This window comes from Algoriphagus sp. Y33 (assembly GCF_014838715.1).
Classification (GTDB): Bacteria; Bacteroidota; Bacteroidia; order Cytophagales; family Cyclobacteriaceae; genus Algoriphagus.
In genome coordinates this window covers 2,200,242-2,214,751 of record NZ_CP061947.1, presented here as the reverse complement: position 1 = coordinate 2,214,751, position 14,510 = coordinate 2,200,242, and the positions used below count along the sequence as shown (strand labels likewise).

The 14,510-nt window shown below is 41.0% G+C and carries 12 protein-coding genes and 1 pseudogene; 4 read left to right on the top strand and 9 right to left on the bottom strand.

Annotation, left to right across the window (positions count from 1 at the left end; genetic code table 11):
• Positions 1–45 precede the first annotated feature (45 nt).
• The 8 genes and pseudogenes from ID165_RS09000 to ID165_RS08965 all read right to left on the bottom strand — a co-directional run bounded on the left by ID165_RS09000 (position 46) and on the right by ID165_RS08965 (position 7,295).
• Positions 46–927, bottom strand: coding sequence for an EamA family transporter (locus tag ID165_RS09000; RefSeq protein ID WP_192350016.1), 882 nt, complete (start codon positions 925–927; stop codon positions 46–48).
• 59 nt (positions 928–986) lie between these two features.
• Positions 987–1,340 carry a translation initiation factor gene (locus ID165_RS08995; RefSeq protein ID WP_192350015.1) on the bottom strand — a complete coding sequence of 118 codons (354 nt, stop codon included), beginning with the start codon at positions 1,338–1,340 and terminating at the stop codon, positions 987–989.
• Between the two features lie 131 nt (positions 1,341–1,471).
• Positions 1,472–2,323: a universal stress protein gene (locus ID165_RS08990; RefSeq protein WP_192350014.1), complete on the bottom strand. Its 852-nt coding sequence runs from the start codon at positions 2,321–2,323 to the stop codon at positions 1,472–1,474.
• A 62-nt stretch (positions 2,324–2,385) separates the two neighbouring features.
• Positions 2,386–3,306: a 1,4-dihydroxy-2-naphthoate polyprenyltransferase gene (locus ID165_RS08985; RefSeq protein ID WP_192350013.1), complete on the bottom strand. Its 921-nt coding sequence runs from the start codon at positions 3,304–3,306 to the stop codon at positions 2,386–2,388.
• Between the two features lie 19 nt (positions 3,307–3,325).
• Positions 3,326–3,913, bottom strand: a complete 588-nt coding sequence (locus tag ID165_RS08980) for a glutathione peroxidase (RefSeq protein ID WP_192350012.1) — start codon at positions 3,911–3,913, stop codon at positions 3,326–3,328.
• Positions 3,914–4,067: 154 nt separating this feature from the next.
• Positions 4,068–5,858: an arginine--tRNA ligase gene (gene argS / locus ID165_RS08975; RefSeq protein WP_192350011.1), complete on the bottom strand. Its 1,791-nt coding sequence runs from the start codon at positions 5,856–5,858 to the stop codon at positions 4,068–4,070.
• Between the two features lie 42 nt (positions 5,859–5,900).
• Positions 5,901–6,311 (bottom strand): annotated as a pseudogene (locus ID165_RS08970) (GxxExxY protein).
• 33 nt (positions 6,312–6,344) lie between these two features.
• A complete protein-coding gene (locus tag ID165_RS08965; RefSeq protein WP_192350010.1) occupies positions 6,345–7,295 on the bottom strand; it encodes an arginase in 951 nt (316 codons plus the stop codon).
• Between the two features lie 381 nt (positions 7,296–7,676).
• On the opposite strand from ID165_RS08965, the gene ID165_RS08960 reads away from it, so the two are divergent.
• From ID165_RS08960 to ID165_RS08945, 4 genes are all read left to right on the top strand, one after another.
• Positions 7,677–8,825: a methionine aminotransferase gene (locus ID165_RS08960; RefSeq protein WP_192350009.1), complete on the top strand. Its 1,149-nt coding sequence runs from the start codon at positions 7,677–7,679 to the stop codon at positions 8,823–8,825.
• A 123-nt stretch (positions 8,826–8,948) separates the two neighbouring features.
• Positions 8,949–9,374, top strand: a complete 426-nt coding sequence (locus tag ID165_RS08955; RefSeq protein WP_192350008.1) for a hypothetical protein — start codon at positions 8,949–8,951, stop codon at positions 9,372–9,374.
• Positions 9,375–9,499: 125 nt separating this feature from the next.
• The gene (locus ID165_RS08950; RefSeq protein WP_192350007.1) at positions 9,500–10,888 is read left to right on the top strand and encodes an arginine decarboxylase; all 1,389 of its coding nucleotides are present in this window, start codon (positions 9,500–9,502) and stop codon (positions 10,886–10,888) included.
• 229 nt (positions 10,889–11,117) lie between these two features.
• Entirely contained in the window at positions 11,118–13,787 is a 2,670-nt protein-coding gene (locus tag ID165_RS08945) for a carboxypeptidase-like regulatory domain-containing protein (RefSeq protein WP_192350006.1), read from the top strand.
• 106 nt (positions 13,788–13,893) lie between these two features.
• On the opposite strand, the gene ID165_RS08940 is transcribed toward ID165_RS08945, so the two are convergent.
• Complete coding sequence (locus tag ID165_RS08940; protein WP_192350005.1) at positions 13,894–14,463, bottom strand: DUF664 domain-containing protein; 570 nt, start codon at positions 14,461–14,463, stop codon at positions 13,894–13,896.
• Between the last annotated feature and the right edge of the window lie 47 nt (positions 14,464–14,510).

Sequence of the window (14,510 nt, the reverse complement as noted above, 5' to 3'; positions counted from 1 at the left end):
TGCGTAGTGATATAGGACCAAATAGACTCGACAACCCTTTTTGGGTTAGTTAAAGAGGATAATCAGTGCTGATCCTACAACCATAATGGCTGATCCAATGATTTTCTTCCGGATCTCTTTCTCCTTAAATATTCTATAGCCTAAAAGTACACTGACGATAACGGAGAGTTGGAAAAGCGAAAGTGCGTATCCTACCTCCATATTTTTGAAGACGTAATTCGTGGAAAGCTGCATGATGCCAATGCAACTAATCAGAAAAATGAGTTTGCCAAGACTGTAGAACTTAACATTGGAGAACTCCCGGGCGGGATTTATCCTGAAAATCAGCAAAAGTAAAAATGAAAATAGGGCACCAAACAAACACCAAGAGATAAAGGCCAGAGTAGTAGAGGAGGCAAGTATGACTTTCTTTACAAATACTGCTTCTATAGCCGTTAGAACCATAGCCCCGAGGCGGAACTGGATTTCCCTGTTTCTCAAAAGAGCAGGTGAGAAGCGTTCTTCAGTAGTGTCAAGCACAAGGTAACTTCCGAAAACGATAATCCCAATACCCAAAATTCCCCAAAGGCTGGGGGTTTCTCTCAAAAGAAAAATCCCGAAAATTAGCCCTACAATAGATTTGTATGAATTGATTGGGCCGAGAATGGAAAGATTGCCTCTATGGAGTGCTTTAACCAAGAGCCCATTTCCCAAAGCACCAAAAATCCCCCCAAGTATAGCGTAAAACCAGAAGCCATCGGCCAGATCACTCAAATCCAAAAATAATAACCCTACTAAACAAGCACTTGCCAAGAGGAAATAAGTGAGGAAATTCACCCATAGGGGATGCGATCCCTGAATCGTTAATTGCTTTTGGAAGACATTTGCAAGAGGATTGGAAATGATCCTTAGGATGATAACAACAGAAAGGAGTAATGTATCGTGCAATAGATTTCCGTAAAATTATCAGTTAGCTTTTAAGGGCATTGTACTTCAACTTTTACCGTTTATCCTCCTGACTTTTTTGCTCTGTAACCGGCTGCCAGCAAAACCTGAACTACCTTGTCTCGATGATCGCCTTGGATAAGGATCTCCCCATCCTTTGCCGATCCACCGACTCCACATTTATTTTTAAGCATTTTTCCCAATTCTTTAAGATCATCATCACTTCCGATGAAACCTTCAATCAAAGTTACTTTCTTGCCTGCACGGGCTTTTTTGTCCAGCAATACTTTAAGGTTTTGCTGATTTGCTGCAAGAGTTTCTTCGATTTCATCATTTCCTGTTTGAAATTCAAAATCATCACTGGTGGAATACACCACACCATCGCGCTTTTTCCAGTCGTTACTTTTTTTTGTCATATTAAAACGAAAGAGGCTATCTCAAAATCAGGTTTTCTTGTCAGACTGAGTGCCTGTCCTCCTGGAGGTGGTAGTCGATCAGCCTGACAATTATGATTTGTGAAACAGCCCCAATTTATCAATTGAGGAATCTACTTAGTTTTAAATGTCCAGACAGGACGTTTTGCATGGTTGACCACATCTTCAGCGATGCTTCCCGTAAACAGGTGGGCCAAACCGGTTCTTCCATGAGTTGCCATAGCAATCATATCTGCATCAATATCTCCTGCAAATTCCACGATCCCTGCTTCTTCAGAATATGAATTATATATTTCAGCTACAGCTCCTACAATAGCGTACTTGTTGACAAATCTTTTAATTCTAACAGCTGACTCCCTGGTGGTCTCAAAACTTCCCGGAGTATTGATTATTACCAAGTAGAGATCGGCATCAAATAATTTTTGGAGAGCTATGAGCTGATTGGCTAACTCATCCTGATCTTCACGGAAATCACTTGCAAACACAATTTTTTTAATGGTAGCGGGATCTGTTGCGGTTTTGACAGTGACAACGGGGCAATGGGCTGTACGTACTACCTTTTCGGTATTACTTCCAATCAAAACTTCTTCCATTCCGCTAGATCCTTTAGAACCCATCACAACTAAATCCGGATCTTCCTCCAATATTGCAGAAGAAATACTTTTGAAGGCATTTCCCAATACTAATTTAGTTCTGAAGGAATAGTTGTTTCCGGAATACTTGGATTCCATTTCTTTAAACTGCGCTTTTCGGCGGTCCATCAGTTCGATAAAGAATATTTGATTTTCATAATCAGGAACCATTTCCCCACCGCCCATGGTATTCATTCCGGCTGTAGAAGGGATTTCTATGACATGCAATACAGTAATTTCCACATTATCAAGTTTACTAGAAAGGTTAGTGGATAGATCCAGAGCATGCTGTGCCTGTTCTGAAAAATCGAAAGGGACAAGTATTTTGTTCATATTAGCACTGAGTTGGTTTATGCCAAATTACCTCTAATTTGAAGATTAGAAAAGGACTTTTATCAGCTTTTCCCTAAAAAAACCAAACCTATCCCAAAAAGAATAACCCATAGCAAAGTGCTGATTGCCATTTTTTTTAGATTGGGATCTATCGCTTGAGAATCCTTTCCTTTTTGTACGCCTATTCCAATTTTGATCATCAACGGCAAAACCACCAGGGCAAGTATAGCAGTCCATTCTTTGGTGATAAAAGCGAAAATCACCAGACAATAATTTCCTCCCAAAATCAAGAACCAGTTGTAAACAATAGCCGCCTTCTTGCCAATCCGTACAGGAATAGATCTTTTTCCGGCCGTTGTATCAGAATCTATATCCCGGATATTATTGATGTTTAGCACCGCGGCGCTGAAAAATCCTAATGCTATTCCAATCCAAATGACCGAATCATCCCAAGCTAAACTATGGAGAAAGTAAGTGCCATAAACACCCAGCAAACCGAAGAATACAAACACGGAAATATCCCCAAACCCGGCATATCCGTAAGGATTACTCCCGGAGGTATATGAAATAGATGCCCAGATAGCAGCTAGTCCCAAGCCTAAGAATACTCCGAAAAGTACCCAGTCCTGTATTGCGAGGAATAACAAAAGCAAGCCTGAAACCAGGGCCAATGCACCAAATAAGTACATGGCTTTCTTCATTTCGGGTAAAGAGATCAGACCGGATTGTACGGCTCTCACAGGACCCTGACGCTCTTGGTGGTCTGCGCCGTGCACAGTGTCCCCATAGTCGTTGGAAAGGTTGGATAGGATCTGTAGAAAGATGGTGGTCAATGAAGCGAATAGTAAAATCTCCCAGCGGAAAACTTCCTTGTAAGCTGCCAAAAATGATCCTGCGAAAATACTCGCTAGAGCAAGGGGTAAAGTTCGAAGCCTGACCGCATGCAGCCAGGCTTCCTTTTTTGTATGTATTGCTTGTTTCACTCAGTAGGGAATAGTCTGATTAAGCGTTGATTAAATCCAGGATTTCCTGATCTAATGGTTCAACTTTCGAAGGAAAAAATTTGATCAGTTCACCTTTTTCATTAAGCATGTATTTACAGAAGTTCCAACTCGGTTCTTCGTTATTCCAGCCGTTTAGTTCGGCATCCGAAAGCCATCTGTAAATAGGGTGTTTGTCAAAACCTTTTACTGAGACTTTTTCAAACACCGGGAAAGTGACCCCATAATTTTCCGAACAGAAAGATTTGATTTCCTCGTTCGAACCGGGCTCCTGTCCGCCGAAATTGTTGGCAGGAAAACCTAAAATGATCAGTTTGTCACTATTCTCAGAATACAATTTTTGCAATGCTTCGTATTGTGGGGTGTAGCCGCATTTGGAAGCGACATTTACTACCATGATTTTTTTGCCCTTGAAAGTCTTGAAATCAACTTCATTGCCCTCTAAGTCTTTCATGGTGAATTCATAAAAGGATTTTACCTTGCCATGTTTGGAAACTAAACTGGTCTTAGCTTTAGACAAATGGGTTTTACTGATAGAATAAGCACTCACAAGTAAAAGGAGGCAGCCTAGAAATAGTAAGTTTTTCATTTGTTTATAATTTATTTTTTAAAGTTATAATCTGTCCTGTGACCAAGGAAACTGAACCTGCCTTCCGGGCAGTCAAATGGAACCTCGCACAGTTAATAATCATCCCTCTCCCGAAACAAGTTGTGAGTCGATTGAGTCGTGCTCGGTTTTAGTATTACATTCGTTCCGGTACCGTGATTCCAAGTAGCAGCATTCCTCTTTTCAGAGTTTTGGCAGTATGCGCCGAAAGTGCTACGCGGAAAGAAAGAACAGTTGGATCATTTTCCAGAAATATAGGGAGATCTGCATAGAATCTATTGTATTCCTTGGCTAAATCGAAAAGGTATTGTGCTAATACTGCAGGAGAATAATCCAATCCAGCCTGAGAGATTTTCTTTTCAAAATCATTAAGCAGGTAAATTAAACTCGACTCTGATTCTTCAATTTTAGAAATAGCGGAGAAATCCGCTTGCTTGTAATCAACTCCAATTTGCGCTGCTTTTCTCAAGATAGAAGCGATTCGGGCATGTGAGTATTGGATAAAAGGCCCTGTGTTTCCCTGAAACTCTATAGATTCTTGAGGATTGAAAAGCATTCGTTTTTTTGGATCTACCTTCAGCAGAAAGTACTTCAAAGCTCCCATTCCAAGGGTCTCATAGAGTTCGGCTGCCTGCTCTTCATTGAAGCCATCGATTTTGCCAAGCTCCTTGGTGTGTTGAGCTGCAGTATCTACCATCTCCTGCATCAGATCATCAGCATCTACCACAGTTCCCTCACGGGATTTCATTTTTCCTGTTGGTAAATCTACCATGCCATAGGACAAATGATACAGTCCTTCACCATAAGGTCTGCCCAATTTTCTCATAATCTTAAATAAGACATCAAAGTGATAATCCTGCTCATTTCCAACTACATATACAGATTTACTGATTCCGAAATCATCGTACTTCAGATCAGCAGTTCCCATATCTTGAGTGATGTAAACAGAGGTGCCGTCCCCACGAAGAACAAGCTTTTCGTCCAATCCCTCATTAGTAAGATCCACCCAAACTGAGCTATTTTCCTTCTTGAAAAAGGCTCCCTTATCGAGACCCTCAGCGACAATATCCTTGCCTAACAGATAGGTGTCCGACTCATAATAATACTTGTCAAAACTAACTCCCATACGTCGGTAGGTTTTTTCAAACCCGGCATACACCCAAGCATTCATCTGCTTCCACAGTGAGACCACTTCTTCGTCATTGGCTTCCCACTTGCGGAGCATATCCTGCGCTTCAAGGAGCAGGGGGGCATTCTTTTTGGCTTCCTCTTCTGTCTGTCCTTTTTCTTTTAGTTCAGCAATCTGCTTTTTGTATTCCTGATCAAAAATCACATAGTATTTGCCGGCCAGATGATCTCCTTTCAGTCCGGAAGACTCCGGAGTTTCACCATTGGCAAAATGCCGGTAAGCCACCATGGACTTACAGATGTGAATTCCCCTGTCGTTTACCAGGTTGGCTTTGATCACTTCATAGCCATTTGCTTCTAGAATATTGGCGACTGAGAAACCCAAAAAGTTATTTCTCAAGTGGCCTAGATGTAATGGTTTGTTCGTGTTTGGGGAAGAATATTCCACCATCACTTTCTGACCGTTGGCAGGAAGCTGGCCGATGTTTTCATTTGCAAAAAGCTTTTGGAACACATCTACCCAGATCATATTGTTCAGTTCCAGATTCAGAAAACCCTTCACCACATTGAACCCCGATACTTCAGCGACATTTTCTTTGAGGTATTCACCGATCAAAGTGGCGGTAGCTTCCGGAGTTGCCTTCGATACTTTCAGGTAAGGAAAGACAACGAAAGTATAGGTTCCTTCAAATTCCTTCCGCGTAGGAGCGAGACTGATCTGCTCCAACGGCAGGTCGTGATTGAAGATATGCTGAAAGGCAAGCTGAATGCCGTTGTGTATTGATTCTTGTATGTTCATGATAATAATTTTGCCACAAAGAGCGCAAAGGTTCGCAAAGGATTAAAAAGGTCTTGGCCCTTTAGTATTTATAACCCTCTTGATTCCGTATCGCAATTTTGAGACATTAAAGTTTATAATTAAACCTAATTTATAACCTCCAAGCTTTAAATAATTTATTGCTTGGGCCAAATGGACGTCAGATATTTCTTTAACAGACTTCAGTTCGATGACCAACTATTTTTGAACAAGTAGATCGATTTTATAACCGAGGTCAATTGAAATCCCATCAATCGTAATTGGCATTGTCTTTTCAACTTCAACTTGCAAACCTAAGTTTTGAAGTTTTATTGCTAAAACTTTTTTGTAGACATTCTCAAGCAATCCAGGACCTAGTTGCGTATGAACATCAATTGCAACACCCAGAACGATATTGGATAATTCATCTTCATTCAATTCTTTTTTCAGGTCCATCTTTGTGTCACTTTGTGTTCTTTGTGGCTTAAGTTAGAAATTATCTACCAGGCTTTTAGTTGTTGCTTCGAGGACTTCGAAAGCGTTTTCAGCCATCAAATTCTCTGAATCCAGCGTGGGGTTTACTTCCACGATTTCCCAGCAGCAGACGCGTTTGTCCCGTATGAGTTTGACATTTAACTCTATCGCTTCTTGGACTGTCAATCCATCAGGAACAGGTGTGCCCGTACCTACAGAAATAGAACTATCCAGACTGTCCACATCAAATGAAATATAGATTTGATCGCAGTCTTTAAGTGTTTCTAAGGCTTCAGTGGCGATCTGTTCTATTCCCTTTGAGCGAACTTCTTGGGTACTGAAGTTTTTTATTCCGTAATTTTTCATCAAATGATCCTCCGGAGCTTGCGTGTCCCTGACTGTGATGAATACTATATCACTTGGGATGATTTTTGGGAAGTCACCACCGATGGTTTTGATTTTCTTCCAGATCGCCAAAGTCTCCTCGGATGGCTCATTGACCCGGCAGTCCAGGTTGTCCAATTGGGAAACCATCGCCAATGGCATTCCATGCATATTTCCGGAAGGAGTGGTGAAAGGAGTGTGCAAATCAGCATGGGCATCTATCCAGATCACCCCCAGTCGCTTTTCGGGATCGGCAGCTTTGATTCCCATGATAGTTCCTGCGGCGGTGCTGTGATCCCCTGCCAGGACGATAGGGAATTTCTTTTCCATCCTCAGTGATTCTATGGTGGAATACACATTTTTCAACACCTGATATACACCGTCTATGTACTTGGCATGGGGAAAATTATTTCCTTTCCAAAGGTAATTATTGGCATCAGGAACATTAATTGGATCAAACTGGGTGAAGAAATCAGACTTCTTATCCAAACTTGCAATTTTCAATGCGTCAATCCCCATACTTGCTCCCCGGGTGCCGGCAGCTATTTCCGAACGTACTTCTACTAGTTTAATATCTCGCATTTTGGTGGAGTTTTAAAGTTATATTGGGTTGGCTAAAGCGAGGCAAAAGTAGTCAAAAATGCCTAAAATTCATCTGGCGCAAAGTCTTCAGACCTGCCTACCGGTCGGGCAGGCTTGTGCTGATCATATTGCAGTCTCCTGACTGCTTCATAAAACTTTCATAATAAATTCAGCTGAGACCAATTGAAAGGCAGTAATTATTTTGTCCAAGTCGGGAGATTCGAACCGTTACAGTAGTCCATATTTATTGGAAATTCTACTAAGAAAATCAGCGTAGATCTGCGGTGTTTTTCTGCGCTAATCTGCGGAAAATAAAGACAATTCTGTACTCAATTCGTTCACATTGAAAAATACTATCGCAAAATCAATAGTTTTGAAGTTATGCCGAGTTCATCCAAACTTCCCCATGTAGGGACTACAATTTTCACAGTCATGTCGAAGCTTGCAAGTGATAGCAAGGCAATTAATCTCTCGCAGGGATTTCCGGGCTTCGGATGTGATCCGGTATTGCTTGATTTGGTAAATCACTACATGAGAGCAGGTTTCAATCAATACGCCCCTATGGGCGGAGTGCCTTTATTACGTGAGCGGATCGCTGAAAAAACCAAGTTGGTTTATGGGGTTGACTTGAATTCAGAGTCAGAAGTGACTGTAGTCTCAGGCGCTACTGAAGCGCTGTATGCTGCTGTGACCGCGGTGGTGAAGCAGGACGATGAAGTGATCCTCTTAGATCCTGCATATGATTCCTATGCACCTGCGGTGGAGTTGAGTGGAGGAATTCCGGTTTTTGTACCCTTGGAGATGCCTGACTTTTCGGTTAACTGGGAAAGAGTGAAATCGGCTATCTCTGACAAGACACGATTGATCATGGTCAATACACCGCATAATCCGAGCGGCTATGTGTGGACTAGGCAAGATCTGGATACGTTGGCTGACTTGATTCAGGACACCAATATTTTGATAGTAAGTGATGAAGTTTATGAGCACATCACCTTTGACGGGCGGGTACACCATTCTCTTTTGACCCACCCGGCGCTGAGAGAAAGAACGTTTATCTGTGGTTCTTTTGGGAAAACCTTTCATGTGACGGGTTGGAAGATCGGCTATTGTATTGCTCCGCCGAAGCTAACGGAGGAATTCCGTAAGATCCACCAATTTTTGACTTTTAGCACAGCTACACCTTTACAATATGCACTTGCCGATTACTTGTCTGATGCGGGACGCTATTTGACACTTCCGCATTTTTATCAAAAGAAAAGGGATCTTTTCTGCGATGGACTGAAAAATACTCCATTTCAATTCACGCCGGCGCAGGGAAGCTTCTTCCAAATGGTATCCTATGCCCACCTGTCGGACGAATCTGACTATGGCCTTTCTGTGAGGCTAACCAAGGAAATTGGAGTTGCGAGTATTCCGATTTCCGTGTTTTTTTCGGATGGAAGTGACCGTAAAATTCTTCGATTTTGCTTTGCAAAGGATAATTCGGAACTTCATCTGGCACTGGATAGATTACTGAAAGTGAAGTTATAGAGTTGTATATTAAGTGTGTATGTTTGTATTTTATAAAAACCCTATAAAAATTATAGGGAATATAGGATTTTAAGCTATTCTGACTTATTTTTGAGGGTATTTTAACTTCTAAAACTCAAAAAAATGAGTGCATTACAACAGACCAAGGTTTCGTCTTTTGACCAATTACTTAGTTTATCCGTTGGCTTTTCTAAAGTTTCCGTAAATCAGCAGGAGGTCATGAAGATTTTCAACGAAAAATCAGGTATCGTTATGCAGGGGATGTGCAAGTTTGAAGAGTGTTTTGAGGAGCTATATCCACTTTTTAGAGGATTGAGTGAAGGAGGAAAACCGAAAAGTTTGGATTTGGGGTTTTCCCCATCAGACAAGTCTGTTTATTTTCATTATCCTGCGCCAAGTCATCCTGAAGTAACTCTATTCTTCTCCCGATTAGTCTCACTTTTGGAAAAGGAGGTGAAATTTAAAAAAGTGTTGAAAGAGGTAATCGGTAACCGAAGACATTTTAATTCTGAGCAATTTCTGCTTCAGAATGCATTGATGGGTCTGTAGAAAATTAAGAAATCATTACCTTTATCTATTAATGGGACAGTCCTTTGGGATTTGTCCTTTTTTCGTTTGAATTCCCCTGATAAAAAGCAATTTTTGCATGCCTTTAACACCAACTACTCTTGCTAATGAATACCTACAAAGACCTGATTGAGCAGACATTTGATTTTCCTACCAAAGAATTTAAAGTAGAAAACAATGAGCTGCACTTCAATGGAGTGAATATGATGGAGATCATACAGACCTATGGAACTCCACTTAAGCTTTCTTATTTACCTAAAATCTCCGAGAGTATTCAGAATGCCAAGTTGTATTTTAAGAATGCGATGGAACAGCATGACTACAAAGGCAAGTATACATACTGCTATTGCACCAAGTCATCGCACTTCAGTTTTGTGCTCAATGAGGCGTTGAAAAATGATATTCATATTGAAACTTCTTCGACTTTTGATATTCCTTTAGTCAGAAGTCTTTATGCTCAGGGCAAGATAACCAAGGAGACTTTTATCGTGTGCAATGGCTTCAAGCGTGAACTGTACAAGCAATACATTACCGAATTGCTCAATGACGGTTTTGTGAACTGTGTGCCGATTTTAGATAATCTGACTGAGATCGATTACTATCTGGAGCATGTGAAGGTGCCTTTCCAAGTAGGGATAAGAATAGCTGCCGATGAAGAACCTAAGTTTGGTTTTTATACTTCAAGGCTAGGAGTGAGATATAATGACATCATCAAGTTGTATGAAGAGAAAATCAGGGATAATCCGAATGTAAGCCTGAAAATGCTGCATTTCTTCATCAATTCGGGAATAAGGGATACTGCCTATTACTGGTCCGAATTGACCCGTTTTATCCAGAAATATGTGGATTTGAAAAAAGTCGCCCCTACCTTGGATACCATGGATATCGGGGGAGGGTGGCCGATCAAGACTAATGTCTTTTTCGACTATGACTACCAATACATGGCGGAGCAAATCGTGAAAAATATCAAGTGGATGTGTGGTAAAAACAATGCGGAAGAACCGAATATCTTCACAGAGTTTGGGAGCTATACAGTAGGAGAGAGTGGAGCGGTACTTTATTCTGTACTGGAAGAAAAGCTTCAAAACGACAAGGAACTTTGGTACATGATCGATGGCTCATTTATCACACAGTTACCTGATAGCTGGGGGCTTAACCAGAAGTATATTATGCTTGCCGTAAACAACTGGGATGAGGAATATCACAACATCAACTTAGGAGGATTGACTTGTGACAGCATGGATTACTATAATTCTGAAGCTCACCAGTTCAATATTTACCTTCCAAAGGCGCGGGAAAAGAAAGTACAGTATTTGGGCTTCTTCCATACAGGAGCTTACCAGGAATCCCTTGGTGGATACGGTGGGATCCAACACTGTCTGATCCCGGCACCCAAACATGTGCTGATAGATCGGGATAAAGATGGGAATATTACCCATAAGCTATTCGCAGAAGACCAGACAGAAGAAAGTATGCTGAAAACTCTTGGATACTAAGAATTGAAACCGCTCCTAAAACGAGCGGTTTTTTTTAACAGTGTAAGAGGAGGCTAAATCAGAGTGCACTGATTGATGTTGCCCTGCTTCTCCAGAAGCAGGGCTAGTCTTAATGTTAAGTGTGAAAAGTATCTGATAAACCTGACAGGTTTTGGTTATCACTACACTGGTTGGCAATATTATTTCCGTAAAACGGCTATCTTAATAGGCCAAACCCAATTTTAGCCAAATGAATTTATTGTTTCCCAGCATCAGGAATCTTCTAGTGATATTTTGTCTGGGAGTAAATTTTTTGGCGAATGCCCAAACAATCTCCGGAACAGTAAAAAATGCAAAAACAGGTGAGGCCATGCCTTTTGCCAATGTTTTTATTAACAACACTACTTTGGGAAATACTACGGATGATGAAGGCCATTATCGTATAAGTGGAGATCTCCCAAGGAATGTTGAGTTGGTAGCTTCCTTTGTAGGTTTTGAAACAGCTACTAAGACATTGAATCTTTCTGGTTCCACCACGATGAATTTTAAGTTGGAACCTTTGGAATCTGTGCTGACTGAGGTAGAATTGAAATCACGTCGTGACAAAAAGTGGGAACGTGACCTTAGACGGTTTAAACAGGTTTTTTTGGCTCTTCCTGAAGATCCATTTGCTTCCCTGCTTGATATTAAGAATCCCTGGGTGTTGGATTTTGAGACCATAAAAGAAAGAGGACCAAACTACGTCCATGCCACTGCCCAGGAGCCGTTACAGATTGTAAACAATGCTTTAGGATACGATGTGACATATTATTTGAAGGATTATCGTTTTTATAACAATCGCTCCACCTATGTTGGGTTTGTGTTTTTTGATGCTCATGAGTTGACTGACTCTACCGAGGTAGCCAAAGTAGAATCCGGCAAGGTGACTAGCTATATGGGGTCAATTAGACATCTGTTGAAATCAGTATTGCTGGCGAAGGTGTATGAAGAAGATTTCGAGATTTTCAAATTGCTTCCTGTTGATCATTTTAGGGACCGTACAAATGTATATATAGAGGAACTTGACAAATCTACTAGCCGTGTATATGCAGATTCTATACAGAGAATACCATTGGAAAATGGGAATTATCGGGTAATCTGGCCCTTTGATGCAGAGATTCACTACCGCGGGAAAAAATGGTTGAATGACTATTATACCGATGTTTATTACCCAATCAGCTGGATTTCAGCACCATTGGGCTACTTTGATATCGATAGAAATGGAATCCCAGTGGAACCTTCTCAGGTTGTTCTGTCCGGGTATATGGGAAGACAGCGTATGGGCAGATTTTTACCGCATGACTATGAGCCCTCGGAGGATTTTGAAAGCTTGTTGACGGAACTGGATGAATCCCAATACAAATTTTCCCGCTGGAATAACCTGAGGGAAAAGCCGTACATCAGTACTAACAAGCCCTATTACTATCCCGGAGAAACGGTTTGGTTTGGAGGACAAATGCTCTATCAAAATAATATCATGTCGGATACGCTGAGTAGAGTTTTATATATAGACTTGATGAATGAAGATGCTGAACTGATCCAATCTGAAGCTTACCCTGTGAAAGCAGGAAAGATTGCAGGAGCATTCGTTTTGCCAAATGAAATTAAATCAGGTGATTACTTCCTGCGAGCATACACTGAATGGATGCGCAATTATCCCGAGCAGGATATTTTTCTGCGAGCACTTCCTATTTTGAAAAAAGAAGAAAATATCCAAACCGTCGCCATTACCAATCCTGATCTTTTTGGAGATCTGACTATCAATTTGAAAGACTCATTGTTTTTCAGAGATTCTTATAAAGAAATGGAATTTCAGTTATCACTTCTGGATGAAACGGAGGAGCTGACAGACGCACAGTTTACAGTTTCCTTAACGGATGCAGATTTGGTCTCAACTGTTGCTGATCAAATGACTATTTTAAATGCTATGGAATGGCTTGATGTAAAAGATCCACCTAAGAACCTTACCCTTGGCAATCATCAAATCGAGTTTGGGATTACAATAGAAGGGCAGTTCACCAGAGATAAGAAGCGGGATCCATTGGTCAATCCCATCACTATTGTAAGAGATGATTTGGCAGATTATGGAATAGTCAACACTGATTCCTCAGGATATTTCCGAGCTACAGGTTTGTACTTCACATATACGGCGACGATCTCAATTGCAGCATTGGATCAAAGACAAAGGCATTATGGATCTGTGTTGCTAAATGATAAAACCAAACCTGTTTTTAGAGGTTCTTATCCCAAGCTCCAGTATCATACTTACTCAAGAGAAAATGAAGCATTAGTCTTTGATGATTATGGGGATTATATCCTGCTGGAAGAATTTGTAAAGGAAGATGTCAAAATAGAAACTCTGGAAGATAGAAACTATGGCTATGGGACACCGGACAGAGAACTAAGTGGGGATAGGTTGGGAACCATTTCAGATGCGGCTTTAGCAGCGTATTTTGGATTTAAGAGAGGTGGAAAAAGTATTGGGAATTACAATTATGGTTTGAAATCTTCCAATCCTCTGTTGATAATTGATGGAGCTCAATATCCTTTTTTGGACGATACAGCCTTCGAAACTTTGATGGAATCCTTTATTCCTGCCGAACTGGAGTCAATTAAAGTGTACACATTTAATTCGCCACCTTTTGGTATGGCGGGATTTGGGGGAGTAATTATGATCACGACAAAAAGGGAAAGAGAATTGATCCAACTAAGGAAAATACGTTTAATTCTACAGAATTTCAGCAGTTTAAGATTCGTGGTTTCTCACGGGAAATCCTTTTCCCAAACAGCTCTGAAAGTGATCAGCCAGTTGAAATCAAACCTACGCTGTTTTGGGATCCAACTGCCGAGACTGAAAAAGGTGTTTACTCTTTTAAAGTAAAAATCCCCCAATCTCAGAAACATCTAAATCTGAGGGTTGAGGGATTGACTAAGGACGGATTAGCCTTTGTGAAGACTTTTGAAGTCGTAGTTAAATAAAGCGTTGATTACTTGGGCAGCCTACTTCTCAGCATATTGATTTGTCCCATGTGATTGGCCTGATGCTCCATCACATGAAACCAAGCCCAGTGATTGTCAGTCTGTCCGCCTTCTGCCAATGCGGCAAACCATTTGTCATCCTTGGTTTTGAGTGTATCCAATGTCTTTTGGCGGACTTCAGCCCAGATGTCCAGATAGTATTTAATAGGCTTGCCGACAAACTTAGCTCTCGCTTCATCTCCCAGATTCAAAGCAGTTTCCCATTTCTCTTTTTCCTCTTCATTATAACTTCTGCCTTCGAATGTGTATGCTTGGTAGTAAACTTCTGTAGCCGCCAAATGCATGATCATGGCACCGATCCGATTGGCTTTATCGTCCAGCAGAAAGTCGGTTTGATCCTGATTTATTCCTTGGGTACTGTAAATTATCCTTGCCCTTAGGTTTTCCAGCATGGATACCATAGTTCCTATATCATGATCGTAGCCTGCGGGAGGATTCATTGTGTTTTGCCCGAAGGCAAAAACTGAAGAGGTAAGGGCTAAGGTAAATAACAGCGGGAATTTAATGAGGTTTTTCATTTGTGAGAAAAGTTTGTGTACTAGGAAATTGCTAATAAAATCAGAAA

What these genes read in the sequence shown, in the direction of transcription:
- ID165_RS08965 (WP_192350010.1), bottom strand. Translation starts at nt 7,295, where the DNA reads ATGCGAGATATTAAACTAGTAGAAGTACGTTCGGAAATAGCTGCCGGC.
- ID165_RS08980 (WP_192350012.1), bottom strand. Translation starts at nt 3,913, where the DNA reads ATGAAAAACTTACTATTTCTAGGCTGCCTCCTTTTACTTGTGAGTGCT.
- ID165_RS08960 (WP_192350009.1), top strand. Translation starts at nt 7,677, where the DNA reads ATGCCGAGTTCATCCAAACTTCCCCATGTAGGGACTACAATTTTCACA.
- ID165_RS08945 (WP_192350006.1), top strand. Translation starts at nt 11,118, where the DNA reads ATGAATTTATTGTTTCCCAGCATCAGGAATCTTCTAGTGATATTTTGT.
- ID165_RS08955 (WP_192350008.1), top strand. Translation starts at nt 8,949, where the DNA reads ATGAGTGCATTACAACAGACCAAGGTTTCGTCTTTTGACCAATTACTT.
- argS (WP_192350011.1), bottom strand. Translation starts at nt 5,858, where the DNA reads ATGAACATACAAGAATCAATACACAACGGCATTCAGCTTGCCTTTCAG.
- ID165_RS08990 (WP_192350014.1), bottom strand. Translation starts at nt 2,323, where the DNA reads ATGAACAAAATACTTGTCCCTTTCGATTTTTCAGAACAGGCACAGCAT.
- ID165_RS08940 (WP_192350005.1), bottom strand. Translation starts at nt 14,463, where the DNA reads ATGAAAAACCTCATTAAATTCCCGCTGTTATTTACCTTAGCCCTTACC.
- ID165_RS08995 (WP_192350015.1), bottom strand. Translation starts at nt 1,340, where the DNA reads ATGACAAAAAAAAGTAACGACTGGAAAAAGCGCGATGGTGTGGTGTAT.
- ID165_RS08950 (WP_192350007.1), top strand. Translation starts at nt 9,500, where the DNA reads ATGAATACCTACAAAGACCTGATTGAGCAGACATTTGATTTTCCTACC.